The sequence below is a fragment of the Aquimarina sp. 2-A2 genome, from assembly GCF_045505135.1.
Taxonomy (GTDB): Bacteria; Bacteroidota; Bacteroidia; order Flavobacteriales; family Flavobacteriaceae; genus Aquimarina; species Aquimarina intermedia.
In genome coordinates, this window is sequence record NZ_JBJKFI010000003.1 from 219,882 (window position 1) to 246,625 (window position 26,744).

Below are 26,744 nucleotides of genomic sequence, written 5' to 3' on the forward strand. Positions count from 1 at the left end.
TTGCTTAAATAAGTCACGTACTCTTGAGGCACCTACACCCACAAACATTTCAACAAAGTCAGATCCTGATAAGGAGAAGAACGGTACCTTTGCTTCACCAGCAACAGCTTTAGCCAATAAGGTTTTTCCTGTTCCAGGAGGTCCAACTAATAATGCTCCCTTCGGTATTTTACCTCCTAACGAAGTGTATTTATCAGGGTTTTTCAAGAAATCTACGATTTCTTCAACCTCTTCTTTTGCACCTTCAAGCCCGGCTACGTTCTTAAAAGAAACTTTAACGTCCGTATTTTGGTCAAAAAGCTTAGCCTTTGATTTTCCAATATTAAAGATCTGACCACCGGCACCACCACTCGCGCCACCACTCATTCGTCGCATGATAAAAATCCATACTCCAATGATCAACGCAAACGGAAGTAAAGTAATTAAAATTTCTCCCCAGAAATTATTTTCGGTATCGTAGATAACCTGAGTATCCAAACCTTCTTCACTTTTAATTTTGGCTATTTGATTTTCAAAGTTTTGAAGATCTCCAAACTCAAATTGATAATCGGGTTCACCTGCGGTAGAAGGGAGAAGGGATTTGTTTTTCTTGCTTTGATGTTTTTCCAGAGATTTGGCCTCTTGTGTTAAATATACTTTTGCATCACGACGATTTAAAATGACAACTTTGTCTACTTCGCCATTACGCAAAAACTCTTGGAAATTGGAAGTCGTAGTCTTAGGAGCGGAGTTCCATCCACTACCTCCCATAAAATTCAATGCTAAAAAACCGACTATAATGATAGCGTAAATCCAGTATGCACTAAATTTCGGTTTCTTATTAGGTTCCATTTTTTTATTTTCTTTAGCCATGTATGCTTAGTCTTTTAATATTTAGTTTGAATTGAAGTGGTTTTTGCGTCTCCCCATAAACCTTCAATATCATAAAATTCTCGAATATGTTTTTGAAAAACATGAACTACAACATTCACATAATCCATTAGTACCCATTCAGCATTTTCACTTCCTTCAATATGCCAGGGTTTGTCTTTAAGTGCTTTACTAACTATTTTTTGAATTGAGCTTACAATAGCATTAACTTGAGTGTTGGAGGTACCATTACAAATTACGAAGTAGTCACAAACGGTGTTTTCAATTTCTCTTAAATCAAGGATATCAATATCATTTCCTTTTACCTCTTCTATGCCTTTTATTATTTGAGCAATTAATTCATCAGAGTTTATTTCTTTTTTACTCATGCATTTTTTTAATTTGTGTAAAGTTATTATTTTTTATGATTTTTATGTTCGTATTAAAGGAACATTTATAAAACTTTCACACCATTTTATATGCATATAATCAAAGTTGATGCCATTGAGTCAACAAATTCATTTTTGCGTGATTTAATTCGGGACAACGCGTTGACCGAACCTACCTGTGTGCTGACAAATGAACAATTAGCCGGAAGGGGTCAAATGGGAACGACTTGGCAAAGTGAGAAAGGAGAAAATTTGACTACTAGCGTGTTTATGCCTTGTGACGATCTTAATATTAAGGAGCAGTTTAACGTTTCGATGGTTGTAGCTTTAGCAATTTATGACACCTTGCGTGAGATTTCCTTACCTAAACTTACCATAAAATGGCCAAACGACATTCTGTCAGACAAGTTGAAGGTTTGCGGAATTTTAATCGAAAACAGTATACGTAATGACAGGTTGCAAGGCGTGATTATAGGAATTGGTCTTAATATTAATCAACTATCCTTCAAGAATCTTCCGCAGGCAGGTTCGATACGTGCTATTTTGGGAATTCGGTATGAAGTGGAAGAAATTTTGGATATTTTATTAAAAAAGATAGTCTACCGTTTTAAAATGCTGAAGGCATCAAAATTTAATCTCATAAAAGAAGCTTACGAGGCAAAGCTTTTTAGAAAAGACAAGCCTTCTATGTTTACAGCACCCTCTAAAGGATCATTTGTTGGTATCATTCAAGGGGTTGATAGTTCGGGTAAATTGCAATTGCTTGTCGAGGACAATGAGATTGAAACCTATGATCTAAAAGAGTTGAAGTTTGTGTATTAAAAAAGGCAGCAACTATGGTCATATAGAAGCTGCCTCATTTATATATAGTACTTATATCTTGCTTAAATTTTCGCTCAGTGTACTGATAAATTTTTGAATTGGATTCTTAATCATCATCCCCATCATAGCGTTAAATTGCCCTTCAAATAATAACTGTGTAGTGCTTTTACCGGGTGCTACTTCATTAATGTTTGCTGTTAAGGTAAATGGAAGTTTATCACTTGCCGCACCTAAAACAACTTGAGAAGAAGCTGTACTCTCTTTTTGTTCCAGTACTATTTCGGGCATGCCTTTAAGTTGAAATAAAAACCTTGAATCGCTCAATTTTTCAAATTTCTGAATACTGTCCGGCATTATTTTTTCAAAGTTTTCAACTTGCGTTAAAAATTGGTAGACTTCTGCAGGGCTTTTTTCTACGGTAACCGTAGGACTTTCTAAATTCATATGATAATTATAAGGTTACTGGACTCCAGGAAGCCGGATCTTTTTTCCAGCTTTGCAAGGTTTGGTGTTGTTCTTTATTTATGTAGTTTGTGTCTAACGCCTGCTCTAATAGGTTGTCGTAATTGCTTAAAGTATGTAAGTTCAATTCGGCAGTTTTGAAATTTTGAACGGCAATATCGAATCCATAGTTAAAAATAGCAACCATTCCTTTAACATGCGCATTACATTCCCGCAAAGCTTTAACCGCGTTGAGACTACTTTGACCGGTACTAATCAAATCTTCGACTACTACTACGGTCTTTCCAGAAGGTACAATTCCTTCAATTTGATTCTTTCTTCCATGCTTTTTAGCTTCGGGGCGTACATAGATAAAAGGAAGATTTAGCTGTTCTGCAACAAGCATACCAATACCAATAGCACCCGTGGCAACACCGGCGATTACATCGGGTTTACCATATTTATCTTCTATAAATTTCGCTAAATTTTCTCTTAAGTAATTGCGTATCAATGGATAAGAAAGAGTTATTCTGTTGTCGCAATAGATAGGAGATTTCCATCCCGAAGCCCATGTAAATGGTTCTTGTGGTTGTAATTTTATTGCATTAATTTGCAACAATAATTCAGCGGTTTTTTTTGCTGTATTTTTATCAAAAATCATAGTGCAAATGTATAAAGTTTTTGTGAATAATACCCCAATTATTCTTTCTACCAAAAAGGCTGTTCAGGATTATACTACAATTCCTATAAAAGAGGTCGATTTTAATGATTTGATTCTTAAAATTTTGAAGGATGACAAACTAAAATTTCACCTCTATCATAAAAATCAAGAAAAACTAATTGACCATCTGTATACTAAACTTCCTGTGGTGCTCGCCGGTGGTGGGAAAGTTTATAATGATAGTAAAGAGATATTATTTATTCGCAGAAATGGAAAGTGGGACCTTCCAAAAGGTAAATCGGAGAAAAAGGAAGATATGGAGACCACTGCTATTCGAGAAGTAGAAGAGGAAACTGGGGTTAAGGATCTTGAAATTACAAAATTTCTCTATAAAACTTTTCATGTTTTTAAGCGCAATGACGAATATCGATTAAAAGTTACCTATTGGTTTGAAATGAAAACTGAATACAATGGCCCATTAACGCCTCAAATTGATGAAGGCATTAAAAAGGTGAAGTGGAAGGATGCAAAAAAAGCCAAAAAAGCATTGCAAAACTCCTATGCTAATATTCGTGAATTATTTTCTCACGAATACCTTTCGTAAGCTTTACTTCAAAATACGATAAATAGGATAGCGTTTATGTGCTTTTTCGTAATGTTCGGATTGCTTATGTAGCCAATCTAATTGTGAGTACCAGTTTTTGGCAAAAGCAGTATCCTCTTTCTTGTGATCAAATGCTGCTTGCAGTTCTTTATTACCCTTTAATATTTCCAAGGCTTTATCTTCCCATACATAAGGAGAAAAACCTTCCTTTTGTTGAAGAATGCTATCAAAAAAGTTCCAGTTAAAAAAAGAATCTATAGCTTCCGGCTCCAAGGTCTCTAATAAGTAACGTATTCCTTGTTGATTCGTGCTAACATAAAAGTCGCCTTGATTCACTTGTACTTGTTGAATACTTGGTGTGACTTTGGTGTTGGCATGCAAATAATGACCTTCATAAGGACTATCTTTAGTAGTAAAGCTCTTTATATAATATACTTCAGCAATCAACGTGGTGTCTTTTTGGTACTCCTTAAGTTTGATTTGATTGCGCTGTAATTTTTCAATGATTTCCCACTGTCCTTTAGGGATGATATATCCTTTGGGAATTAAAATATTCTCGGCCGGCTTAAAATAATTTTGATAGACCACTTCTTTAACATAGGGTTCTTCTTTGTAATATTTTAAACGATTTTGACCGGTTACCTCGCTGGGTATCATGTCACCTTTATATCCTTTGAATTGTAATTTGGACGACTTGGTAGTGTCAAGCTCCCATTGTACCGGATATTTATTTAAGGCTCCAATTTCATCAAAAGCACGGGCTCTTAACTCTTTAATTTTTGCACCATCTTTCTCAATGATTTGTAGCATAGATTTCATTAATTCATAAGTTCCCAGCACACGATCTTTATAAGGCTTTAGCATATGTGTCTCTACCATCATGCCCAGCGTATTCCATAATGCCGTGTACCCTGTAGAATAACGGGGATGGTCTATGAATTGTGAAAATCCTTTATCCGGAGTAGTACCCCATACATTGACGTAAGGAGTAATATCCCATTTTTTGGCTTGCAGGGATGTCTCTAGTTGTGGTTGGAAACTCTTTAGCAGGTAATCGCCTAACGCACCCCCAAGTTTGTTATGTTGTGTAAATAAATGAGTTAAGATATATTGATAGTCAGCTCCGTTACTAACATGATTGTCGATAAAAACATCCGGTTGGACTTCATGAAAAATTTCGGTAAAAGCGATTGCGTTCTTGGTATCACTCTTGATAAAGTCACGATTCAAATCATAATTACGTGCATTCCCTCTAAAACCATATGCTTTGGGGCCGTTTTGATTCGTACGTGTGCCTGAATTGCGATTCAATGCGCCTCCAATATTGTACACAGGAATCGTAGCTATGACGGTATTTTTTGGGATCTCATTTTTTTTGAGAGCAAGATCTCTAAATAAAAGCATCGTAGCATCTATCCCGTCACTTTCGCCTGGATGAATTCCATTATTAATTAAAAGGACGTTCTTATTTTTTCTTTGCTTTTCAAAATTAAAATTACCGTCTGCAGCATAAACAATCAGATGCAAGGGATGACCACTATCTGTCATACCCATCTCTTTTATTTCAATTTCCCTGAAATCGTCAGCAAGCTTTTGATAAAATTCAATAACTTCGGGATACGTGGGAGTTTCCGTGCCTTCACTTCTTTCAAAAAGCGTTTGATACGATGTGGTTTGACTTTGTGAAGAAAAAGATATAATATTCGTGAATACTATGAAAACTAGGAAGGAAACTGAATTGAAACGTCTATTGTCCATGAATTTTTGAATTATTCGATAAAGATAAAAAGATTTTTGACCCTTGTTTACGTAAATTTCATCAAGTCTTAAAAGTGCTATAAAACCGGATTTTCTTGTCATAAATCAAAATAACGTTACTTTTGCATCTTCAAAAAAAAATACTATGACTGAGTTTGTTAGAAAAATTGTTCCGAATGCAAAAGATGATGTACTGGCTGGAATTACAGTGTCACTAGCTATGATACCAGAGGTGGTTGCATTTGCATTTGTAGCTCAGATAGACCCCTTGGTAGCGCTTTCAGGAGCATTCATTATTGGGTTGATAGCAGCTGTTTTTGGAGGAAGACCAGGTCTTATTTCAGGGGCTGCAGGTGCAGTTGCTGTGATATTTGTGCATTTGATTTCCGAAGGTCATGCAAGAGGTCTTGCTTTTGAAACACCAATAGAGAACATGGGATATTACTATCTCCTTGCTACAGTTATTTTAATGGGTATTATACAGATCGGTGCCGGTGTTTTAAAATTGGGTCGATTTGTACGCTTGATTCCCCACCCGGTTATGATGGGATTTGTTAACGGATTGGCAATTGTGATTTTTATTGCACAAGTTAAAATGTTTTCGCATAAACAATTAGAAGTTGCTGCTGACGGAGTTAAAAAATATATCAATATTCCTATGGAAGGCAGTGAACTGTATACAACGCTCGCTTTAGTTCTATTAACAATGGGTATTGTATGGCTATTACCAAAACTTACTACCAAAATCCCCGCTGCTTTAACGGCGATTCTTGTGACCACCGGAGTAGTGATTTTTGCCAAATTAAATGTTAGCACCGTGGGCTCTTATATTCGTGAAGGAGGAGGAGATGGTCTTTCTGGAGAATTACCAACGCCAAATCTCGAATTATGGGAGTATCTTCCTTTTACTGCCGATACGTTCTCTTTTATTCTTCCGTATGCATTTTTGGCTGCTTCTGTAGGGCTTATAGAATCTTTGATGACCATGAACTTGGTTGATGAGTTGACGGAGTCTCGAGGAAATGGTAACCGTGAATGTATGGCACAAGGATTAGGTAATATGATGAGTGGTTTGTTTGGAGGTACCGGAGGATGTGGAATGATTGGCCAAACCGTAATTAATATCAACGCGGGTGGACGCGGACGACTATCCGGTATTATGATGGCACTTACCTTATTGACTTTTATATTGTTTACGGATCAATATATAGAGCAGGTACCAATTGCCGCATTGGTTGGGGTCATGTTTATGATGGTTATTGAGACCTTCGCATGGTCAAGTTTTAGAATTCTCAGAAAAATTCCTAAATCAGATGCGGCAGTGTTAATTATTGTTTCTGCAGTAACGGTAGTATATGATTTAGCAATTGCCGTGTTTGTCGGGGTGATCATATCGGCGCTTGTATTTGCCTGGGAAAATGCAAAACGTATTCGAGCGCGTAAACATATAAAGGAAGATGGTACTAAGGTTTATGAGATTTGGGGTCCTTTGTTCTTTGGTTCTATTCAAGATTTTAATGGGAAATTTGATATAAAGAATGACCCGGATATGGTTGAAATTGATTTTATGGAATCTCGGGTAACAGATCACTCAGCGCTTGAAGCAATATTCAATTTGGTAGGGAAGTATGAGGATGCTGGAAAACAGGTGCGTATAAAACATTTGAGTGAAGAATGTCAGGCATTAATGATCAAAGCTTCTCCTAAATTAGCAGGTGTTATAGAGCCTAATGTCGACGATCCTCGTTACCATGTAATGGCCAAAGTAATGAAATAAATAAGATTTTATATCTTTAGCAGGTCTAACAACCTGATCAATATAAAAAATGGATATTCCTGTTGAGCCTATAGTTTTTGGTGTTCAATTGAATATCCATTTACTTTTTGAATATCTGGCGTTCTTTGTTGGTTTTCGTTATTATGTTTATTTACGAAAGAGATCCAACGACACCATTTCATCTACTAATCGGCTGTCTATAATTATTGGTGCAGTGTTTGGTGCTTTTTTAGGATCTCGTGTGTTTGGTTATTTAGAGTATCCCATCGCGATTTCCAACCTAACCAAAGTATTGCAATTGCTTAATTCCAAAACTATTATGGGGGGATTGTTTGGAGGTTTGTTAGGAGTTGAGCTGAGTAAAAAGATAATCGGGGAGCAGCGATCCTCTGGCGATTTATTTGTATATCCTACACTATTAGCTATCATTATTGGTAGAATTGGCTGTTTTTTATACGGAATTAATGATTTTACCTACGGCGTTGAAACTGACTTTTTTTTGGGAATGGATCTTGGAGATGGGATACAGCGTCATCCGTTATCAGTATATGAAATCTTATTTTTAATAGCACTCTGGGTCTTTTTAAGGTATAAAGAGTCGCAGTTTGAGAGTAACCAAGGGTTGCTTTTTAGAGTTTTTATGATTGGATATTTTTCCTTCCGTTTTCTGATAGAATTTCTTAAACCAAATGAATTTTTAATATTGGGACTCAGTAGTATCCAGTATTTATGTATTTTGTGTCTGCTTTACTATCGCAAAACGATTGCAATACTTTTCTCAAGTACAAACGTACCACAGTTGAGATAGGTATGGTTAGACTCTAACATAAAAGCAAAAAAAACTAAGCTTATACTATGCCTACAAGATCCTATACGTATTATGATTTTACTTTAAGTTTATGTCCGACGTGCCTCAAAAGAATTGATGCTAAAATAGTATTTGAAGATGATAAAGTATATATGCTAAAACGCTGCCCGGAGCATGGGCGATCCAAAGTGTTAATAGCCGATGATATCGCATATTATGAGAACCTCCGAAATTATAATAAACCTTCAGAATTTCCATATAAATTTAATACAACCACTGATTATGGATGCCCCTACGATTGTGGGTTATGTCCGGATCATGAGCAGCATTCCTGTTTGTCGATAGTTGAAGTTACAGATCGTTGTAACCTGAGCTGTCCAACGTGTTATGCGGGCTCTTCTCCAACGTATGGCAGACATCGTACGCTCGATGAAATAAAAAAGATGCTCGATACGATCGTAGCTAATGAAAAAGAGCCTGATGTCGTTCAAATAAGTGGAGGAGAACCTACCGTTCATCCCCAGTTTTTTGAGATATTAGAGTACGCAAAACAATTGCCTATACGACACTTAATGTTAAATACTAACGGGATTAGAATAGCAAAGGATAAAAAGTTTGTCGAACGGTTAGCAGGGTTTATGCCGGACTTTGAAATTTATCTGCAATTTGACTCTTTGCAACCTGGAGTGTTGAAAAAGATGCGAGGTGAAGATCTTACTCAGGTACGCAAACGGGCTCTTGACAATTTAAACGAATTGAACCTGTCTACTACGCTGGTAGTTACTTTAGAAAAGCACTTAAATGATCATGAAATAGGAGAAATATTAGCATACGCAGTACGGCAGAAGTGTGTACGCGGAGTTACATTTCAGCCAACACAAATTGCGGGACGTTTAGAGGACTTTGATGCTCAAAACAACCGTATTACGTTGACCGAGGTACGCAGGAAAATATTAGAGCAATTTCCTGTTTTTGAATCCGATGATCTGATTCCCGTACCATGTAATCCTGATGCCTTAGTCATGGGGTATGCGCTCAAAAATGATGATGGGCTTCTTCCCTTAACACGATACATCAATCCGGCAGATCTATTGGATAATGGTAAAAACACCATCGTATACGAGCAGGATCAAGAACTGCACGGCAAAATGCTCGAGCTATTTAGTACCGGAAATTCTGTTGCAACAGCTAATAAAAATTTAAAATCTATCATGTGCTGTTTGCCTGAAATCAATGCGCCAGATTTGGGATATGATAATCTTTTTCGCATCATAATCATGCAATTTATTGATGCGTATAACTTTGATGTGCGCTCAGTTAAAAAATCCTGTGTTCATATAGTGGATAAAGATTATAAAATTATTCCGTTTGAGACCATGAACCTCTTTTATCGCGATGATAAACGAGATTATTTAGAAAAACTCAGAAAAGACGAACTATGATAGCTACTTTGATAATGCTGGAAGGAGGCAACTACGACGGGATCATTTATTTTATTCTGGGAATCATGTTTGGACCACCATTGGTTTTAGGACTTATAGGTTTAGTGCTTTGGAAGGCATTACAAAAAAAAGCTGCAAAAGTGTTCTTTATCCTGGCCGGTGTATATCTTATAGTTGGACTGGGAATTTGCGGTGCCCTGATATTAGGGAATTAGTTTTTCTTTAAAATATAAAAACTTTCGTTCAATACTTCGGCTTTTTTAGGCAGCGTATAGTTTACTGCATAGACACGGGCAGTTTCAAATTCATCAGTGTTTTTTAATAGCGTATATTCTTTTAAGTTTTGATAAAATGAAACAGGAAGTGTTTGATGCGCAAAGGTATCGTTGGTGTCATTATTCTTATCAAAATAAGCCAATAACTTTTGATAAACATCCGTTGTCTGGACTTGAGGGTCATAGGACACACTACCTAAGAGATCACCACTTTTTTGAATCGCTCCAAATAGTTGAAATAACTCGTTGGTTGTTTTTGAATTTAGAAAAAACAGTACCCCTTCCAAAAGAATAAACGTAGGGGCATCAGTTAATGATTTGGTTAGTTCATGTACTATTTTATTTACCGCAATCGTATTAAAATCCATCGATAGATAGTTGATTTTACGTTTTGGTAGCGTGCCATCTTTCATCCATGCAGTAACTTTTTCTTTTTTATAATTTACGATATCTTCCTTATCGATTTCAACCGTTAGCACAGTTTCAGGAAGTACAAATTGATACATACTAAAACCTGCGCCAAAATTTAATAAAGTTGCATTTGGATAGCGCTCAAAGAATGCAGTCATTTCTTCCAGAAAGAAGCGGTTTCTTAGACTATGCAGTAGAGGCTCATGTTCAGAAATCGAATCTAAAATTTCAGGAAGAAGGCTGTCGGTTTTAGAGTTGTTCCAAAGATGTGCGTATGGATCTTTACTTACCTCGGGATGAATGGATCGATACGTAGATATTATAAAGGCGGTTTCGTGGATTTGCATGGATTACAAATAGTTTGTTCAATTCAATAAATATATTAAATATCCAATTTAGTTCTTCAAAATCAATAGCTAATTTGATGAGTTTCTCTCTATCAAATCCCAGGTGTTTCCATATAAGTCCTCAAAAACAACTACAGTTCCATACGGTTCTTCTCGTGGTTCTTCTTTAAAAACTACTCCCTTGCCTTTCATACTGTTGTAGTCTCTCCAAAAATCATCAGTATGGAGAAATAAAAACACACGTCCGCCGGTTTGATTACCGATAGCTAATTTTTGAGCTTCATTAGTGGCTTTGCCCAAAATAAGTCTGGTTTCTGACTCTTGAGTGGGAGCAAGTACTACCCATCGCTTGGTATCATCGATTTTGAAATCTTCAATTATAATAAACCCTAAGCTTTTTGTGTAATACGAAATAGCTTCGTCGTAGTCTTTTACAACGATCTTAATGCCTCCCAAGTGTCTTTTCATAAGTTATTTGTTTACGCGAACTGTGTCTGGAACGAGTCCTGTATAATCACCACCATGCCGAATTACGTCACGTACAATGGATGAGGATATATAACTTTTTCCCGATGAGGTTAATAAAAATACAGTTTCTATTTCAGACATTTTGCGATTGGTGTGGGCTATTGCTTTTTCAAACTCAAAATCACCAGGGTTACGGAGCCCTCTCAAAATAAATTGTGCATTTTGAGTTCGACAAAAATCAACAGTTAACCCTTTATATGTCATTACTTTGATTCGGGGCTCATTTTTAAAAGCTTCTTTCATGAACCGGGTTCTCTCCTCAAGGGAGAACATATATTTTTTATCAGCATTGATACCGATTGCCAAAATAATTTCGTCAAAGAGTGTGAGCCCTCGTTCGATGATGTCATAATGTCCTAAGGTGATTGGGTCAAACGACCCTGGAAAAACTGCTCTTCTCATGATGTTTTTAATCAAATTGTTATTCGCTCCATGCGGGTTTATTTATACACGCTTCAATAACATTAGTGAATAATTCTTGAAGTGAGATGCCAGCTTTTAAGGCTTGTTGTGGTAAAATGCTAGCTTCACTAAGTCCCGGATTCGTATTTAATTCTAAAAAATGAGGTTCTCCATTATGAAAAATGTATTCACTACGAGAAAAACCTTTCATTTTAAGCGTTTGATATACTTTTAACGCCAGTTTTTTTACTTTCTCTGTATCCTCTTCAGACAATCTTGCGGGGGTGATTTCTTCTGACTGACCTAAATATTTGGCTTCGTAATCAAAAAACTCATTATGACTTACAATTTCTGTTATAGGAAGTACGATGTCTTCGCCATTAAAATTAATAACCCCTACAGAGACTTCGGTGCCACTTAAAAAAGACTCTATGATAATTTCATCATCTTCTTTGTAGGCATGTTCGATTGCCGGCAATAACTCCTGAAGCTTTTTAACTTTTGATATACCGTAGCTGCTTCCTGCTTTATTCGCTTTCACGAAACAAGGCAAACCGACTGTGTTTATGATGGCTTCAGGGTCTATGGGATCCCCTTGATTAAGAAAATAATTACTGGCCGTCGGGATACCATACGGTTTAAGTGTACTGATGCAATCTCGCTTGTTAAAAGATAACGCTGCTTGATAATAGTCGCAAGAGGTCTGGGGTATCCTAATTAATCTGAAATACGCTTGAAGCAGACCATCTTCTCCAGGGGTACCATGGACTGTATTAAATGCAGCGTCGAAGGTGATCTTCTCACCATCGATAAGTACAGAAAAATCATTTCTGTCAATAGTATGAGTTGCATCGCTATCATCCACATAAAACCATCGCTCTTTTGTAATATGCACTCTGTAAGGTGTATATTTATCTCGATCAATGTGTTTATAAACAACGTTTCCGCTGTTAATGGATATATCGAATTCACTCGAATATCCACCCATGAGAATGGCAATGTTCTTTTTCATTAAGGCTATGTTTGATAACAAAAATATCATTTATCTAATAACAAAGCGTAAAACTTTCCGTTTTTATATCTTTGCGCAAACTATCGATCTGTATATGAATTTCTTTAAATTTATTTTTAGCAAACTTTTTCTGATTCAGTTAATACTTGCTGTAGCCTTATTTGTGATTTTGTGTTTTGTCACCTTACAATGGTTGGACAGCACTACCAATCATGATCAACGTATTGTCGTGCCAAGTTTGAGTAAAAAAACATTGGACGAGGTAAAACAGATTTTAGAAGAAAAGGAATTGCGTTATGAGGTTCAGGATTCTGCCAATTTTGACCCTGCGTACCCAAGATATTCGGTTATAGAGCAAAACCCTGCAGCCGGTAATAGTGTTAAGGAGAATCGTAAAATTTATGTTACGTTGAACCCCTCGGGATACCGCAAAATTGAAATTCCGCAAGATGTTATACAAAAAACAAGACGACAGGTAGAACCAAAACTTTTGGCACTAGGATTTAAAATAGGATCCATTACCTATAAACCAAATATTGCAGAAGATATGGTGTTAGAGCTGCGTCATAAAGGTAAGCGTGTACAACCGGGGACAAAATTAATGAAAACTTCTACGATAGATTTGGTTTTGGGAGATGGTAAAGGAGCAACAATTAATTTATCTGACGATAATTAAGATTGCTCTGATTGCTAAGAGAATTTGCTCTTAAGCTCGCTGCTATATACATATGTTAATTTAATACTACTCACGTTGGAAGATTATAAAGAACCGGAGAATTTTGATACAAATGATGATGATTTATATGAACATCACCGCTTTGTTGCAAGCAGTGGACAAGAGCCCTTGCGAGTAGATAAATTTTTGATGAATTTTGTTGAAAACGCAACGCGCAATAAAATTCAGCAAGCTGCCAAAGACGGGAGTGTATTCGTAAACGATATACCGGTCAAGTCAAATTACAAAGTGAAACCCAATGATATAGTTCGGGTGCTGTTTACGCATCCACCTTATGAACAATTACTAACTCCAGAGGCTATCCCGCTAGATATTGTTTATGAAGATGAAGTATTATTAGTTGTAAATAAACCGGCAGGTATGGTGGTGCATCCCGGGCACGGTAATTATTCGGGAACTTTAATTAATGCGTTGGTATATCATTTTGATAATTTACCCAATAACAGCAGTAATCGTCCCGGCTTGGTTCATAGAATTGATAAAGATACCAGCGGACTTTTGGTGATTGCAAAAACTGAAGAGGCTATGACACACCTGGCCAAACAATTTTTTGATAAGACCTCAGAGCGGGAGTATATTGCCATTGTTTGGGGCAATATTGAAGATGATGAAGGTACTATCGAAGGTAATATTGGAAGGCATCCAAAAAATCGATTACAAAACACGGTGTATTATGGAGAAGAGGAAGACAAAGGAAAGCCAGCCGTTACGCATTTCAAAGTAATAGAACGATTGGGGTATGTAACTTTGGTATCGTGTAGGTTAGAAACCGGAAGAACACATCAAATACGTGTCCACATGAAACATATCGGGCATACCTTATTTAACGATGAGCGATATGGAGGCGAGAAAATTCTGAAGGGTACCACCTTTACCAAATATAAGCAGTTCGTCGATAATTGCTTTAAAGTTCTGCCAAGACAAGCGTTGCATGCGAGAACTTTGGGTTTCATACATCCTGAAACAGGTGAAAAAATGCATTTTGAAAGCGAAATACCTCAGGATATCCAGAACTGTATTGAAAAGTGGCGCGCTTACGCCAAAAATCAAACGTTACTGGAAGAATAATTTTTTATGCAAATAGATTTTGCATAAAGAATTTAAATACTGGAATAAGAATTTATTTCTAAAAACTATTTTCAGTAGTAATGCAAGGACGTATTTTTGATGTAAACTACAATAAATGAAAATCGTAATATCTCCAGCCAAGTCTTTGAATTTTGAAGATGCTTTACCTACAACACGTGGGACACAACCGGCATTTTTGGAAGTAAGTTCTAAAATCAATCGTAAACTTGCTCGAATGAGCAAAAATGAGATTGGTGAGCTCATGCATATAAGTGATAAACTGGCAGATCTCAATTACATAAGGAATCAGGAGTTTGAGCCAACGCACACGAAGTCAAATTCAAGACCGGCGGTATATGCCTTTGATGGCGATGTGTATGCCGGGCTGGACGCCTATACGATTCCTGAAGATAAATTAGACACCTTGCAGGATACATTGCGAATACTATCAGGATTGTATGGAGTTTTGAGACCGTTGGATTTGATACAACCCTATCGATTAGAGATGGGAACTAAGTTGCCAATCGAGCGAAATGATAATCTTTATGACATCTGGAGACCCATGCTTGCTGAAGCACTAAATAAAGAATTAGAGAAAGATGAATTGTTTGTCAACCTAGCGAGTAATGAATATTTTAAAGCAGTAGACACCAAGAAACTTAAAGTGCCTGTAATTACACCAGTTTTCAAAGATTGGAAAAATGACAAATTAAAAGTTATCAGTTTTTTTGCTAAGAAAGCCCGTGGCTTGATGGTGCGTTATATACTTGACACGAATGCCAAGACCGTTGAGGATTTAAAAGGGTTCAATTATGAAGGCTATGGCTTTAGTGAGGAGCACTCTGTCAAAAAAAATGAGTTGGTTTTTACAAGATAGCTGAAATCAATCTAAGATATTTTTGTATCTTACTTAATATTAATTCTGTAAGATGGATAGAATTATTACTTTAATTGATTGGATCAGTAAGAAGATTGGTGAACTAGTCAGTTGGTTTTCTGTTTTTTTAGCAATAATCATTGGGTTGGATGTAGTTATTCGCTACATTTTTCAGTTTACTTATATTTGGGTTATAGAAACAGAAATCTATTTATTCGGTTTTATGTTTCTCCTCGCTTCCGGATATACTTTTCAATTTCAAAAGCACGTACGGGTCGATTTATTTTATGCACGATTCTCTGAAAAGGGAAAAGCATGGATAGATCTGATAGGGGGCGTTTTATTTTTAATACCATGGTGTTATGTGGTCATAGCCTCATCTTGGTACTATGTGACTATTTCTTATGGGATGAATGAATCATCCGCTCAACCGGGAGGTCTTCCGGCTTTATACATTTTAAAATTCAGTATTACCTTAGGATTTTTATTGTTATTGCTACAAGGAATTTCTGATATTCTTAAGTCAATTCGAACTATTTTTAAACAGTACATCTAATGGAAATATTGGCTATTGTATTGTTTGCTCTCATTTTTATCTTAATACTTAAAGGGTATCCGGTAGCTTTCACCTTAGGAGGAATTTCTGTAATTTTTGCTTTTGGAATTTCGATTTTAGCGCCAGAATATTTTTCAATGACAACATTTTATTTATTGCCCTCCAGAATCATGGGGGTGGTCAATAACTATGTGCTTATGGCGGTTCCTTTGTTTATTTTTATGGGAATTATGTTAGAAAAATCCGGTCTAGCTCAAAGTTTATTAGAAACGATGGCCATGATGTTTGGAAGTATACGAGGCGGTTTAGCAATATCTGTGGTGATTGTGGGAGCTTTATTGGCTGCATCAACCGGAATTGTTGGTGCTACGGTAGTTACCATGGGGTTGATTAGTTTGCCTACCATGTTAAAGCGAGGATATAAAACCGAATTGGCTACAGGTGTTATTGCATCTTCAGGAACGCTTGGTCAAATTATTCCACCTTCAATAGTATTAGTTTTATTAGCAGATACAATTAATAGTTCTTCAAGAGGTTCTGACTCTGTAGATGTAGGTACCTTATTTTCTGCAGCACTGCTACCCGGTTTACTGCTAGTTGCTTTATATGTCGTTTACATTCTAATTATTTCCTTTGTAAACAAAAATGACGCACCCAGTATACCTAAGGAAGAAATTCGAGAATTTAGAGGTGACAATTTTTTGAGTAAAATCATAAAAATTATGCTTCTTCCTATTTTACTAATAGTTATTGTCTTAGGGTCCATATTTACCGGAGTTGCATCCCCTACAGAAGCTTCTGCGATTGGGGCTCTCGGAGCTACACTATTAACGTTAATACAAAAGAAATTTAGCCTTAAAATACTCAAAGAAGTGGCTAGAGAAACTACCAAACTTACGTCCATGGTTTTTTTCATTCTTTTAGGAGCGACTACCTTTACCTTAGTTTTTAGAACACTCGGGGGAGATCGATATTTACAGGAACTTATAGTGTCATCCAATCTTACACCTTTAGTTTTTTTATTGCTAGTTATGGTGGTAGTTTTTATAGCAGGCTTTTTTATTGACTTTATAGAAATTATATTCATCATAGTGCCAGTGGTTACGCCTATTTTTAATGCACTAAACATGGATATGTTATGGGTGGGAATTTTAATAGCATTAAATCTTCAGACCTCATTTCTAACCCCTCCTTTTGGATTTGCACTCTTTTATCTGAAAGGGGTTGCGCCTCCCGAAGTAAAGACAAGTCAAATATATAGAGGAATTTTACCTTTTATCATTATACAGTTATTTATAGTTGGTTTAGTATTCTTTTTTCCTGATTTAATTTTCATTTAGTATAGAGAAATTTTTGACTGGTATAATTGAGAAAAAGTTATGATATTAATTCATTCCATTTCAATTGAATTTTTTAAAAAGTTTATGATGAAACAAATAATTTTTAATCGAAAAGCTAAATCGATACAAATTCAGCCTGTTTATTATTTGTTAGTAAGTATGGTATGTCTGCTTAGCTCGTGTTTAGGCGATCCACCGGGATCCGTTAAAAGTACATCGTACGATGTGACAAAACCTTCACAAGTTTTTCATTGGAAAATGACAACTACATGGCCACCAAATTTCCCGGTACTTGGAGAGGTAGCAGAGAAATATGCTATGTGGGTAGATGAAGCTTCAAACGGACAAATTAAAATTAAAGTTTATGGCGGAGGTGAGTTGGTACCGGCGCTCGAGGCATTTGATGCGGTATCCAACGGAACTATAGAAATGGGATGCGGTGCTTCCTATTATTGGGCAGGGAAAACACCTGCGGCTCAATTTTTTGCTGCTGTACCCTTTGGTATGAATAGTCAACAACTAACTTCTTGGCTGGAGACCGGTGGTGGATATGAACTTTGGAAGAAAACGTATGCTAAATTTAATCTGGTACCTTTTATCGGTGGTAATACCGGTGTTCAAATGGGTGGCTGGTTCAACAAAGAAATCAATTCGGTTTCAGATTTTAATGGTCTCAAAATGCGTTTACCGGGGATAGGAGGTAATGTTTTAGAAAAAGCCGGAGGTGCGGCGATATTAGTATCTGGGGGAGAAATATATACTAGTCTAGAGCGCGGAGTGATTGATGCAACAGAGTGGATTGGTCCTTATCATGATTACAAAATGGGCTTTCATAAAATTGCTAAATATTATTACTCTCCAGGATGGCATGAACCAGGAACACAGTTTGAGTTTTTTATTAATAAACAACTCCATGATGCTTTACCACCACATTTACAAGCGGTTTTAATGTCTGCTTCAAAACAAGCTCAAGTGTGGGTGCTTGCAGAATTCGATAAGCAGAATGCAATATTTTTGGATAAACTAATTAATGAGGAAAATGTTGAGGTCAGAGAGTTTTCTAAACAAACTTTGGATGCGTTACGCGCATATACAAAAGAAGCCATTCAAGAAATGATTGGTAACGATGCTTTATCAAAAGAGGTGTATAAAAGTTATGCTGATTTTCAGAAAAAAGCAACCAAATGGTCTGAAATTACAGAAAAAGCATATTACAATAAAATTCAACAGCAGTAATATTGTACTTAGTGGAGTTATGTAATCAATTAAAGAATGAATAAAAAAACAGTGGCTTTGGCTACTGTTTTTCTATTTTATGCAGAATTATGTTAACTATATAACGAGATGTATAAAATGCTCTTAAAATTTTAGCAATAATTGCAAAGATACCCTCGAATCAATATCTTCGTTGCGAATGTTCGCTAAATAAAAATCATCTATTTTACACACTTACAATGAAAATTAAAAAGGTTTTAGTTGCCAACCGCGGTGAAATTGCTATTCGAATCTTTAGGGCTTGTACAGAAATTGGTCTCAAAACTGTTGGAATATATACCTATGAGGATCGATATTCTTTACACAGATATAAAGCTGACGAAGCTTACCAGATTGGTGAAAATAATGAACCTCTTAAACCATACCTGAATATACAAGCCATTATTCAGGTAGCACTGCAAAATCAAGTAGACGCCATTCATCCGGGGTATGGCTTTTTATCCGAAAACGCGGAGCTGGCTGCGCAGTGTGAAGCAAACGGAATAATTTTTATAGGACCTAAAGTGTCTGTGTTAAAATCCTTGGGGGATAAAATCATGGCAAAGCAAGTTGCTGTTGAAAATAAAATCCCAATTATCCAAAGTAATAAAGCGGATCTGACCGATGTTAAAATAGCACTCAAAGAAGCAAAACGAATAGGATATCCGGTGATGCTAAAAGCTGCATCGGGTGGTGGTGGAAGAGGAATGCGAGTCATTCGTGATGCAGAGACGCTACAAAAAGCATTTCCCGAATCCAAACGTGAAGCAGGTAATGCCTTTGGGGATGATACGGTGTTTCTCGAGAAATTTGTTGAGAATCCAAAGCATATAGAGATACAAATTGTTGCAGATAATCATGGCAACATGGTACACTTATTCGAGAGGGACTGTTCTGTACAACGACGCTATCAGAAGGTGATTGAATATGCCCCTTCTTTTGGTATTGATGAGACAACAAAGCATAAGTTATATGACTATGCGTTAAAAATATGTAAAGCTGTTGATTACAATAACATCGGAACTGTCGAGTTTTTGGTCGATGACGATGGTAGTATATATTTTATTGAAGTGAATCCGCGGGTGCAGGTAGAACATACGGTTACCGAGGTGGTTACGGGAATCGATTTAATTAAAGCTCAAATTTTTATCGCAGGAGGATATAAACTATCCGATCAGCAAATTAAAATCGAGAGTCAGGAAAGTTTAACTACTACAGGATTCGCTTTACAATGTCGAATTACAACTGAGGATCCTGAAAATGATTTCAAACCTGATTATGGAACAATAACTACGTATAGAAGTGCTTCAGGATTTGGTATTCGTTTAGATGCGGGGAGTTTGTATCAAGGTGTAACAATTTCGCCGTTTTTTGATTCTATGTTGGTAAAAGTTTCCGCAAGCGGAAGAACCTTGGATGGAGCCTGTCGTAAAATGCGAAGAGCCTTGTCTGAATTCAGAATTCGTGGGGTGAAGACAAATATGCCATTTTTGGACAATATTTTGTCTCATGAAACCTTTAGAAAAGGGGAGGCTACAGTCAATTTTATTCAGAATACTAAAAGTCTGTTTCAAATACAAGAATCACGTAATAGAGCAACAAAACTTGTTACGTTTCTGGGTGATATTGTCATTAATGGAAATCCGGATGTAAAAAAAATGGATCCTACTAAAAAGTTTGTTACTCCGATTGTTCCTAAATTTGATCCGGTAGGTTCACATCCAAAAGGAACCAAACAACTACTTACAGAGTTAGGACCTGATGGTTTTTCAAAATGGCTGAAAAACGAAAAAAAGATTCATTATACAGATACAACCATGCGTGATGCGCATCAAAGTTTATTAGCTACACGTATGCGTAGCTATGATATGCTTAAAGTTGCAGAAGGTTATGCTAAGAATCATCCTGAGATTTTTAGTATGGAAGTCTGGGGAGGAGCCACCTTTGATGTATGCCTGAGATTTTTAAAAGAAAATCCATGGGAACGATTGCGTGCTTTGCGTAAAGCCATGCCTAATGTATTGTTGCAAATGTTAATTCGGGGATCCAACGGGGTAGGGTATAAGGCGTATCCGGATAATTTAATTAGCAAGTTCGTAGAACAATCATGGGAGAATGGGGTGGATGTATTTAGAATTTTTGATTCACTAAACTGGATGCAGTCTATAGCGCCATGTATTGAACAGGTGCGAACCAAAACACAAGGACTTGCAGAAGGTTCCATTTGCTATACGGGAGACATTTTGGATCCGAAACGAACAAAATATAACTTAAAATATTACATCCAACTCGCCAAAGATATAGAAAATGCCGGAGCCCATATCCTGGGGATTAAGGATATGGCTGGTCTTTTAAAGCCTTATGCAGCTTCAGAATTGATTACTGCCTTAAAATCAGAAATTAATATTCCAATCCATTTACATACCCACGACACTTCATCAGTACAATCAGCTACCTATGCCAAAGCTATCGAAGCTGGCGTAGATGTGGTCGACGTAGCACTGGCGGGATTATCGGGACTCACATCGCAGCCTAATTTTAATGCGGTTGCAGAGATGATGCGTTTTCATGAGAGAGAAAATCCTATTAATATTAGCAAACTGAATGAGTATGCAAACTATTGGGAGGCTGTTAGAGAATATTATTATGTGTTTGAGTCAGGTCTAAAGGCTGGAACCGGCGAAGTGTATCAACATGAAATTCCGGGGGGTCAATATTCTAACCTAAAGCCTCAAGCTGAAGGGTTAGGACTGGCTGATCGTTTTCACGAAATAACAAAGATGTACGGAGAGGTCAATGAACTGTTTGGAGATCTGGTAAAAGTAACGCCAAGTTCCAAGGTGGTTGGAGATATGGCTCAATATCTGGTTAGTAATAACCTTACGATACAGGATGTAAAGGAACGTGGAGAGTCGCTTTCTTTTCCACAATCTGTGGTAAGTTTATTCAAAGGAGAATTGGGACAACCGGAAGGAGGCTTTCCTAAAGATTTACAAAATGCAATTTTAAAAAATCAGGAACCTTTTACGAACCGTCCTAATGCACATTTAGAACCCGTGGATTTTGAAACAGAATTCGAAGATTTTGTAAAAGTGTTCAAAAAAGGGATGGGAAGAGATTTAGATATCACCGATTTCTTATCTTATAAATTATACCCAAAAGTCTTTACAGGCGCATACAATCATCATGTTGAGTATGGAAACGTAATGAACATCCCGACAGAAAATTTCTTTTACGGGATGAAACCTGAGGAAGAAATTATCATTGAATTGGACAGAGGGAAAACCTTGCTGATTGAATTGATTTCTATAGGAGAACCGCACGAGAATGGTATGGTTACGGTGTTTTTTAAAGTTAATGGACAAACGAGAAATGTCGAGATTCAAGACAAATCTATAAAAGTAGAGAAGGTTGCCCATGTAAAGGCGGATAAAAATGATCCAAAGCAAATAGCGGCACCCTTACAGGGATCCCTGTCTACTGTTTTGGTTAAAAATGGACAGGAGGTAAAGAAAAATGAACCTTTGTTCATTATTGAAGCTATGAAAATGGAAACAACTATAACCGCAAATGAAGATGCTGTAATTAAGAAAGTTAATATTAAAGCAGGTACGATGGTACATGCCGATGACTTGATTATTACCTTGAAGTAAATTTCAAACATACTTCTAAAGGAGCTATATATACGTATAGCTCTTTTTTTTTATATATAATTGATTAGGAATTCCGTGATTACTCCCGACTTTAACGGGATACACTCGTTGTAAAATTTGATATTAGTAAAATCTTACTATTTTTACCTGAAAGTAACGTACCCATACAATCTTTTGAGAATTAAACCCATACAAATTGCAACGTTTATCCTTCTGATATTAGGTACATTGTTTGGACTTATGTTTTTGAGTCAAGACGAGGCAATTCAACATGCACAAACGACAGAGGATGGATTTGCCTTAGATATTGTGGATATTAAATATCCTACGGTTCCTAATTTTCTAAAGACAAACAAAGACACAACAACATTACAAAAGGAAATTATAACGATCACAGAAGCAATTGTGCCGGTCGAAGATGAAACACCGCTAAGTACAGATACGATTGCTACTGTGAATACTACTTTATCACTACGACCACCTGATTTTTCTAGATTGGACACAGCGATGGTTACTCGAATTCAGTATCCTCAAAGCAACCCTGAGTTTTTAGCCACCTTAAAGAAGCAGCTATCCTCTGCATCTTGTCGTATTGTTCATTACGGAGATTCACAGATAGAAGGCGATCGTATCACCGGATATTTGAGAAACAGACTTCAAGGGATATACGGTGGTAGCGGACCGGGATTTATTCCTGTAAAACCCGTATATCGACAAGTGAGCGCCATTGTTGAACCTAGTGAAAACTGGGAGCGCTTTGCCATTTTTGACCGAACCAAAGAGCGTTTCGAACATAAGAAATATGGTATGTTTATGTCGGTTAGCCGATTTACACCTTTGCAAGAGGTTCCAATAGATAGTATAGCTATGGACTCATTACCTACCAGAATCGCTACAATCAAAATAGGAAAATCATCCAAGACGTATACAAAATTCAGAAACTTTAGAACGATTGGTTTGCATTATGGAAACAGTGCATTTCCAATTAGTATTGTAGTTAAAAATGATGATGTAATTATTCAGCAGGATGAATTGATAGCAGATGGTCAATACCATCGCTATCAGATTCGCACTAAAACGACACCGAACAACTTAGTTATTGAACTCAAAGGAAAAGTGAGTGCTGATTTTTACGGACTCACACTTGGTGCAGACACTGATATTCAAATGGACAACGTAGCCATGCGCGGTTCATCAGGAACTATCTTTGCCGGCTCCAGTGCTTCGAGCTTTAAACAAATGGCCTCGGTGATTAAGCCTAAAGTCATTATCATGCAATACGGGGGGAATACGGTTCCTTACCTGAAAGACTCGTTAAAAGTCAGAGAATACGCTGACTATATTAAAAGTCAAGTCAATTGGATGCGCCGTCGTACCAACCCTAACGTTAGTTTTATTTTTATCGGACCCACAGATATGTGTATTCCCGTGAATGGGAATATGCAAACCTATCCTTTATTGCCATATCTCAACAATACCTTACGAGAGACCTGCTTGTCTAATAATGTTGCTTACTGGAGTATGTTTGACGCCATGGGTGGAGCCGGCGCCATGAAACATTGGGTGGATCAAAAATTAGCAGGCAGCGATTATACCCACTTTACCTCTAAAGGAACTAAAATCATATCAGAACTTTTTTTTACAGCCCTATACCTTGACCTAAACGCCTCAAAAAATGAACTTTAGATACCAAATATTTTTCTTTTTCCTACTCCTTTGCTTACCACTTACGGCACAGCACTATGTAATTGACTCTGTAAAACAAGAATTTTCATTTATTAATTGGAACGCCAATAAAATAAAGCTTGCCGAGTATTCACCGGCCTTTAAAAAGCTATATCAAAAGTTAAATAAGATAGCAAATGGTGAAGAAGAGAAAGTTCATGTATTTCATATCGGGGGGTCCCATATACAAGCGGATATTTACTCAAACCGCCTACGATCCTATTTGCAACATATGAGTAAAACAGCCAAAGGACAACGGGGTTTTATTTTTCCATATCGTATGGCAGAAACAAATAACCCTTCAAATTATCAAGTGAATTTTGATGGTGAGTGGCAAGGATACAGATGTTCTATCAGAAAAGATAGTGTTGCATGGGGAATGTCTGGTGTTACGGCCAAATTCAGAGATTCTTTAGCAAACTTTACGGTACAAGCAAATCATAACAATTATACAGATAATACTTATAATTTTGACAAAATCCGAGTATTCTATGATGCATGGACTGATGATTACGAAGTGCTACTTAAAGATACATCGCTGGTTAAACGTAGATCGATTAATCACGCTGCTAATTTTATCGAATTTGAGCTACATCAATCCGTCGAAACGCTAGAGTTGCAAGTTTGTAAGGTAAAAAATTCGGTGGATACAGAATTTTTAATGATGGGACTTGAATTGATGAATGACGGTAAGGGTATTGAGTATACTACAATTGGGGTGAACGGAGCGAGCTTTAGTTACTATAATCGTAGTGCTTATTTTGATGAGCAGTTACAATTGTATACTCCGGATTTATTTATAGTATCAGTGGGTACCAATGACGCCTACCACCCGGATTTTGAGCCGGAAGCGTTTCGTAAAAACTATGAGGAATTTATACAACGAGTACTCAAAGTTAATCCGGAGTGTGCGATACTACTCACCGTACCCAATGATTCCTATTACAAACGAAAGTTTCCCAATCCACGTACCAGGATTTCACGCGGAATTATCTACGAGCTGGCCAGAAAATATAATATGGCAGTTTGGGATTTTTATGAGATCATGGGTGGCTTTAACTCGTCGAAAGCGTGGTATGCAAATAAACTCATGCCAAAAGACCGTATTCATTTTACCCATAAAGGATACCATATTAAGGCAGATCTGTTGTTGCAGGCATTAGCTAACTCTTGGGAAAAAGAACTCAAGCTAGCACCGGATTCCATTTTAAAACAGATCGTGAATGAATAGACTTTACGATATTTTTAATTTTTCTCAGGAGTTTCCTTTGATTTTCACACAAGCTAACTTCTGGATATTTTTTGCTGTCATTTACCTGATATATGCCTTTATTTATCCAAATAAAAGCTTACGAAGTCTATACCTTTTTTTAATCAGCTTGGTATTTTATTATAAAACCAGCGGACTTTTTGTGGGTATTCTTCTCTTTAGTACAGTTAATGATTTCTTCTTGGGCAAAGCTATCTATAACAGCACCTCAAAGTTGACGCGTAAAATCCTTGTAGCGGTAAGTGTTACTGTCAACCTGGCCACCTTATGCTATTTTAAATATGCCTATTTTTTCACAGATTCTTACAATGCTTTGTTTGAGTCTGATCATAAAGTGATCAATCATCTGGCCCAATGGGCGAATACCTGGAGCGAGGTAGATTACTTTACGGTCGATAGTATCATACTCCCGGTTGGAATTTCATTCTATACCTTTCAGACGATTAGTTATAGTGTCGATATTTATCGTAAACAAATCAAGCCATTACGGTCTATGATAGATTTCGGGTTCTTTGTAAGTTTTTTTCCACAACTGGTGGCGGGTCCTATTGTACGCGCAGCAGATTTTGTTCCACAAATTCGTAAAGAGATACGTATTTCAAAAGTTGATTTTGGCAGAGCAACCTTTATGATATTAAAGGGACTGATTAAGAAAATGATTTTTGCTGATTATATTGCAGCAAATTTTTTGGACCGTGTTTTTGATATGCCTGAAATGTTTTCAGGATTTACGAATATCATGGCAATGTTTGGGTATTCGCTTCAGATCTACGGAGATTTTTCCGGCTACACGGATATAGCGATTGGTTTAGCCTTACTTATGGGCTATCGTTTGCCCAAAAACTTCAACTCTCCCTACAAAGCCATTCATTGTGGAGATTTTTGGAAACGTTGGCATATTTCCTTATCCAGTTGGTTAAAGGATTATTTATACATTCCCATTGGTGGCAATCGTAACGGTACTATTTTTTCGTACACCTTTATCTTACTATTTACTTTTTTAGGTGTGTTAGCAGTTTCCAATTACGCAATAGCACTATTGGCAGCAACGGTAATTGTAATAGCGTTGCTAGTGACTCTATTTTCAAAAAAAGTGGCCAAACATTTCAATACCAATGTCAATATTATGATAACGATGTTAGTAGGAGGACTATGGCATGGCGCCGCATGGAAATTTGTCATATGGGGAGGTCTCAATGGTTTAGGTATTGTTTTCTATAAATATTGGCGCAGAATGAGTCCGTATGAAAATAGCCGTTTGTGGATCATAACGGGCTGGAAAATTGCCCTGACTTTTATCTTTATCACCTTTACCAGAATTTATTTTAGAGGCAATAGTATGGATCATATTGACCGCTTCTATCAACAAATAGTCACCAATATGAACATGTCAAATGCGTGGAATGTGTTATATGAATACCGCCTTGTATTCATTGTGATGGCCGTAGGTTACCTTACCCATTGGTTGCCAAATTTATTGAAAACCAAAATAGAACATAGTTTTATTCGCAGTCATGCGATCATAAAAGGAGCTATAGCCGTTATTGTAGCTGTGATTTGCTATCAAACCTATGCTGCCGATTTTCAGCCTTTTATTTATTTTCAATTTTAAAGAAAAGTAGAAGGGCGTATCCCGGCATTTCATTTGGGTCGCGATATCCATTATATCTTTTTATCGTTTTTTTAAAACTATAAAAAGGATGTCATTGCTATCGCTTACGCAGATAGCGAAATGTTTG

At 36.8% G+C, this 26,744-nt stretch carries 25 protein-coding genes; 16 read left to right on the forward strand and 9 right to left on the reverse strand.

Annotation, left to right across the window (positions count from 1 at the left end):
• Together ACJRPK_RS09305 and rsfS are read right to left on the reverse strand one after the other, a co-directional pair.
• Window positions 1-852 (reverse strand): ATP-dependent metallopeptidase FtsH/Yme1/Tma family protein (locus tag ACJRPK_RS09305; protein ID WP_407139643.1); only part of this gene is annotated, 852 nt, incomplete at its 3' end.
• A gap of 14 nt (window positions 853-866) precedes the next feature.
• A complete protein-coding gene (rsfS, locus tag ACJRPK_RS09310; RefSeq protein WP_148782713.1) occupies window positions 867-1,238 on the reverse strand; it encodes a ribosome silencing factor in 372 nt (123 codons plus the stop codon).
• 90 nt (window positions 1,239-1,328) lie between these two features.
• Here rsfS and ACJRPK_RS09315 point away from each other — a divergent pair, with 90 nt between their 5' ends.
• Window positions 1,329-2,060: a biotin--[acetyl-CoA-carboxylase] ligase gene (locus ACJRPK_RS09315; protein WP_407139644.1), complete on the forward strand. Its 732-nt coding sequence runs from the start codon at window positions 1,329-1,331 to the stop codon at window positions 2,058-2,060.
• 51 nt (window positions 2,061-2,111) lie between these two features.
• Here the strand turns inward: ACJRPK_RS09315 and ACJRPK_RS09320 are convergent, their stop codons facing one another.
• Both ACJRPK_RS09320 and pyrE read right to left on the reverse strand, forming a co-directional pair.
• Complete coding sequence (locus ACJRPK_RS09320; protein ID WP_407139645.1) at window positions 2,112-2,504, reverse strand: SRPBCC family protein; 393 nt, start codon at window positions 2,502-2,504, stop codon at window positions 2,112-2,114.
• A 7-nt stretch (window positions 2,505-2,511) separates the two neighbouring features.
• A complete protein-coding gene (gene pyrE / locus ACJRPK_RS09325; RefSeq protein ID WP_407139646.1) occupies window positions 2,512-3,162 on the reverse strand; it encodes an orotate phosphoribosyltransferase in 651 nt (216 codons plus the stop codon).
• Window positions 3,163-3,169: 7 nt separating this feature from the next.
• Here pyrE and ACJRPK_RS09330 point away from each other — a divergent pair, with 7 nt between their 5' ends.
• A complete protein-coding gene (locus tag ACJRPK_RS09330) occupies window positions 3,170-3,766 on the forward strand; it encodes an NUDIX hydrolase (RefSeq protein ID WP_407139647.1) in 597 nt (198 codons plus the stop codon).
• A gap of 3 nt (window positions 3,767-3,769) precedes the next feature.
• Here ACJRPK_RS09330 and ACJRPK_RS09335 read toward each other — a convergent pair whose 3' ends face one another.
• The gene (locus ACJRPK_RS09335) at window positions 3,770-5,524 is read right to left on the reverse strand and encodes a M14 family metallopeptidase (protein ID WP_407139880.1); all 1,755 of its coding nucleotides are present in this window, start codon (window positions 5,522-5,524) and stop codon (window positions 3,770-3,772) included.
• 145 nt (window positions 5,525-5,669) lie between these two features.
• On the opposite strand from ACJRPK_RS09335, the gene ACJRPK_RS09340 reads away from it, so the two are divergent.
• The 4 genes from ACJRPK_RS09340 to ACJRPK_RS09355 are packed head-to-tail and all read left to right on the forward strand — an operon-like array spanning window position 5,670 to window position 9,766.
• Window positions 5,670-7,301: a SulP family inorganic anion transporter gene (locus ACJRPK_RS09340; protein ID WP_407139648.1), complete on the forward strand. Its 1,632-nt coding sequence runs from the start codon at window positions 5,670-5,672 to the stop codon at window positions 7,299-7,301.
• Window positions 7,302-7,350: 49 nt separating this feature from the next.
• Window positions 7,351-8,109, forward strand: a complete 759-nt coding sequence (locus tag ACJRPK_RS09345) for a prolipoprotein diacylglyceryl transferase (protein ID WP_407139649.1) — start codon at window positions 7,351-7,353, stop codon at window positions 8,107-8,109.
• A gap of 47 nt (window positions 8,110-8,156) precedes the next feature.
• Window positions 8,157-9,551 (forward strand): radical SAM protein, encoded by a 1,395-nt coding sequence (locus ACJRPK_RS09350; protein WP_407139650.1) that lies wholly within the window; start codon window positions 8,157-8,159, stop codon window positions 9,549-9,551.
• Window positions 9,548-9,766, forward strand: coding sequence for a hypothetical protein (locus ACJRPK_RS09355; RefSeq protein ID WP_407139651.1), 219 nt, complete (start codon window positions 9,548-9,550; stop codon window positions 9,764-9,766). The genes ACJRPK_RS09350 and ACJRPK_RS09355 overlap by 4 nt, the downstream gene beginning before the upstream one ends.
• Here ACJRPK_RS09355 and ACJRPK_RS09360 read toward each other — a convergent pair.
• From ACJRPK_RS09360 to ACJRPK_RS09375, 4 genes are all read right to left on the reverse strand, one after another.
• Window positions 9,763-10,584: a class I SAM-dependent methyltransferase gene (locus ACJRPK_RS09360; protein ID WP_407139652.1), complete on the reverse strand. Its 822-nt coding sequence runs from the start codon at window positions 10,582-10,584 to the stop codon at window positions 9,763-9,765. The two genes, ACJRPK_RS09355 and ACJRPK_RS09360, sit on opposite strands and share 4 nt — an antisense overlap.
• Before the next feature lie 69 nt (window positions 10,585-10,653).
• Window positions 10,654-11,052: a VOC family protein gene (locus ACJRPK_RS09365; RefSeq protein WP_407139653.1), complete on the reverse strand. Its 399-nt coding sequence runs from the start codon at window positions 11,050-11,052 to the stop codon at window positions 10,654-10,656.
• Window positions 11,053-11,055: 3 nt separating this feature from the next.
• On the reverse strand, window positions 11,056-11,514 hold the full coding sequence (gene coaD, locus ACJRPK_RS09370) for a pantetheine-phosphate adenylyltransferase (RefSeq protein ID WP_148782723.1): 459 nt from the start codon (window positions 11,512-11,514) through the stop codon (window positions 11,056-11,058).
• 19 nt (window positions 11,515-11,533) lie between these two features.
• A complete protein-coding gene (locus tag ACJRPK_RS09375; protein WP_407139654.1) occupies window positions 11,534-12,526 on the reverse strand; it encodes a D-alanine--D-alanine ligase in 993 nt (330 codons plus the stop codon).
• A gap of 94 nt (window positions 12,527-12,620) precedes the next feature.
• Here ACJRPK_RS09375 and ACJRPK_RS09380 point away from each other — a divergent pair, with 94 nt between their 5' ends.
• From ACJRPK_RS09380 to ACJRPK_RS09425, 10 genes are all read left to right on the forward strand, one after another.
• Window positions 12,621-13,202: a PASTA domain-containing protein gene (locus ACJRPK_RS09380; RefSeq protein WP_148782725.1), complete on the forward strand. Its 582-nt coding sequence runs from the start codon at window positions 12,621-12,623 to the stop codon at window positions 13,200-13,202.
• 75 nt (window positions 13,203-13,277) lie between these two features.
• Entirely contained in the window at window positions 13,278-14,330 is a 1,053-nt protein-coding gene (locus tag ACJRPK_RS09385) for an RluA family pseudouridine synthase (RefSeq protein ID WP_407139655.1), read from the forward strand.
• A 115-nt stretch (window positions 14,331-14,445) separates the two neighbouring features.
• The gene (gene yaaA / locus ACJRPK_RS09390; protein ID WP_407139656.1) at window positions 14,446-15,207 is read left to right on the forward strand and encodes a peroxide stress protein YaaA; all 762 of its coding nucleotides are present in this window, start codon (window positions 14,446-14,448) and stop codon (window positions 15,205-15,207) included.
• 52 nt (window positions 15,208-15,259) lie between these two features.
• Complete coding sequence (locus tag ACJRPK_RS09395) at window positions 15,260-15,763, forward strand: TRAP transporter small permease subunit (protein WP_407139657.1); 504 nt, start codon at window positions 15,260-15,262, stop codon at window positions 15,761-15,763.
• Complete coding sequence (locus ACJRPK_RS09400) at window positions 15,763-17,103, forward strand: TRAP transporter large permease subunit (protein ID WP_407139658.1); 1,341 nt, start codon at window positions 15,763-15,765, stop codon at window positions 17,101-17,103. The genes ACJRPK_RS09395 and ACJRPK_RS09400 overlap by 1 nt, the downstream gene beginning before the upstream one ends.
• Before the next feature lie 87 nt (window positions 17,104-17,190).
• Window positions 17,191-18,339, forward strand: coding sequence for a TRAP transporter substrate-binding protein (locus tag ACJRPK_RS09405; protein WP_407139659.1), 1,149 nt, complete (start codon window positions 17,191-17,193; stop codon window positions 18,337-18,339).
• 218 nt (window positions 18,340-18,557) lie between these two features.
• On the forward strand, window positions 18,558-22,010 hold the full coding sequence (locus ACJRPK_RS09410) for a pyruvate carboxylase (RefSeq protein WP_407139660.1): 3,453 nt from the start codon (window positions 18,558-18,560) through the stop codon (window positions 22,008-22,010).
• Between the two features lie 174 nt (window positions 22,011-22,184).
• On the forward strand, window positions 22,185-23,696 hold the full coding sequence (locus ACJRPK_RS09415) for a lipase (RefSeq protein ID WP_407139661.1): 1,512 nt from the start codon (window positions 22,185-22,187) through the stop codon (window positions 23,694-23,696).
• Entirely contained in the window at window positions 23,686-24,966 is a 1,281-nt protein-coding gene (locus tag ACJRPK_RS09420) for a GDSL-type esterase/lipase family protein (protein WP_407139662.1), read from the forward strand. The genes ACJRPK_RS09415 and ACJRPK_RS09420 overlap by 11 nt, the downstream gene beginning before the upstream one ends.
• Window positions 24,959-26,617: an MBOAT family O-acyltransferase gene (locus tag ACJRPK_RS09425; RefSeq protein WP_407139663.1), complete on the forward strand. Its 1,659-nt coding sequence runs from the start codon at window positions 24,959-24,961 to the stop codon at window positions 26,615-26,617. The genes ACJRPK_RS09420 and ACJRPK_RS09425 overlap by 8 nt, the downstream gene beginning before the upstream one ends.
• The last annotated feature ends 127 nt before the right edge of the window (window positions 26,618-26,744 follow it).

Excerpts from the sequence above, each read along its gene's own strand:
- rsfS (WP_148782713.1), bottom strand. The coding sequence starts at position 1,238 with ATGAGTAAAAAAGAAATAAACTCTGATGAATTAATTGCTCAAATAATA.
- ACJRPK_RS09315 (WP_407139644.1), top strand. The coding sequence starts at position 1,329 with ATGCATATAATCAAAGTTGATGCCATTGAGTCAACAAATTCATTTTTG.
- ACJRPK_RS09320 (WP_407139645.1), bottom strand. The coding sequence starts at position 2,504 with ATGAATTTAGAAAGTCCTACGGTTACCGTAGAAAAAAGCCCTGCAGAA.
- pyrE (WP_407139646.1), bottom strand. The coding sequence starts at position 3,162 with ATGATTTTTGATAAAAATACAGCAAAAAAAACCGCTGAATTATTGTTG.
- ACJRPK_RS09330 (WP_407139647.1), top strand. The coding sequence starts at position 3,170 with ATGTATAAAGTTTTTGTGAATAATACCCCAATTATTCTTTCTACCAAA.
- ACJRPK_RS09335 (WP_407139880.1), bottom strand. The coding sequence starts at position 5,524 with ATGGACAATAGACGTTTCAATTCAGTTTCCTTCCTAGTTTTCATAGTA.
- ACJRPK_RS09340 (WP_407139648.1), top strand. The coding sequence starts at position 5,670 with ATGACTGAGTTTGTTAGAAAAATTGTTCCGAATGCAAAAGATGATGTA.
- ACJRPK_RS09345 (WP_407139649.1), top strand. The coding sequence starts at position 7,351 with ATGGATATTCCTGTTGAGCCTATAGTTTTTGGTGTTCAATTGAATATC.
- ACJRPK_RS09350 (WP_407139650.1), top strand. The coding sequence starts at position 8,157 with ATGCCTACAAGATCCTATACGTATTATGATTTTACTTTAAGTTTATGT.
- ACJRPK_RS09355 (WP_407139651.1), top strand. The coding sequence starts at position 9,548 with ATGATAGCTACTTTGATAATGCTGGAAGGAGGCAACTACGACGGGATC.
- ACJRPK_RS09360 (WP_407139652.1), bottom strand. The coding sequence starts at position 10,584 with ATGCAAATCCACGAAACCGCCTTTATAATATCTACGTATCGATCCATT.
- ACJRPK_RS09365 (WP_407139653.1), bottom strand. The coding sequence starts at position 11,052 with ATGAAAAGACACTTGGGAGGCATTAAGATCGTTGTAAAAGACTACGAC.
- coaD (WP_148782723.1), bottom strand. The coding sequence starts at position 11,514 with ATGAGAAGAGCAGTTTTTCCAGGGTCGTTTGACCCAATCACCTTAGGA.
- ACJRPK_RS09375 (WP_407139654.1), bottom strand. The coding sequence starts at position 12,526 with ATGAAAAAGAACATTGCCATTCTCATGGGTGGATATTCGAGTGAATTC.
- ACJRPK_RS09380 (WP_148782725.1), top strand. The coding sequence starts at position 12,621 with ATGAATTTCTTTAAATTTATTTTTAGCAAACTTTTTCTGATTCAGTTA.
- yaaA (WP_407139656.1), top strand. The coding sequence starts at position 14,446 with ATGAAAATCGTAATATCTCCAGCCAAGTCTTTGAATTTTGAAGATGCT.
- ACJRPK_RS09395 (WP_407139657.1), top strand. The coding sequence starts at position 15,260 with ATGGATAGAATTATTACTTTAATTGATTGGATCAGTAAGAAGATTGGT.
- ACJRPK_RS09400 (WP_407139658.1), top strand. The coding sequence starts at position 15,763 with ATGGAAATATTGGCTATTGTATTGTTTGCTCTCATTTTTATCTTAATA.
- ACJRPK_RS09405 (WP_407139659.1), top strand. The coding sequence starts at position 17,191 with ATGAAACAAATAATTTTTAATCGAAAAGCTAAATCGATACAAATTCAG.
- ACJRPK_RS09410 (WP_407139660.1), top strand. The coding sequence starts at position 18,558 with ATGAAAATTAAAAAGGTTTTAGTTGCCAACCGCGGTGAAATTGCTATT.
- ACJRPK_RS09420 (WP_407139662.1), top strand. The coding sequence starts at position 23,686 with ATGAACTTTAGATACCAAATATTTTTCTTTTTCCTACTCCTTTGCTTA.
- ACJRPK_RS09425 (WP_407139663.1), top strand. The coding sequence starts at position 24,959 with ATGAATAGACTTTACGATATTTTTAATTTTTCTCAGGAGTTTCCTTTG.